The 398-nt window shown below is 65.1% G+C and carries 1 protein-coding gene; it reads left to right on the plus strand.

Features of this window, described 5'->3' with window-relative positions; translation table 11 throughout:
* On the plus strand, window positions 1-398 hold a 398-nt coding region (locus HA630_RS01700), incomplete at both ends, for an imidazoleglycerol-phosphate dehydratase (protein ID WP_166832173.1).

The raw sequence follows: 398 nt of genomic DNA on the forward strand, positions 1-398 counted from the left end.
CTGGACGTGCGCTGCGAGGGCGACCTGCACATCGACGGCCACCACACGGTGGAGGACATCGGCATCACCCTGGGTCAGGCGTTCGCGCAGGCCGTAGGCGACAAAAAGGGCATCCGCCGCTACGGCCACGCCTATGTGCCGCTGGACGAAGCGCTGAGCCGCGTGGTGGTGGATTTTTCCGGCCGTCCCGGCCTGCACATGGACGTGCAGTTCACCGCCGGCATGATCGGCCAACTCGACACCCAGCTGGTGTTCGAATTTTTCCAGGGTTTCGTCAACCACGCCGGCGTGACGCTGCATATTGACAACCTCAAGGGCGTCAACGCGCACCACCAGTGCGAAACCATCTTCAAGGCCTTTGCCCGCGCCTTGCGCGCCGCGCTGGAGCTGGACCCGCG

The sequence above is a fragment of the Aquabacterium sp. A08 genome, assembly GCF_011742065.1.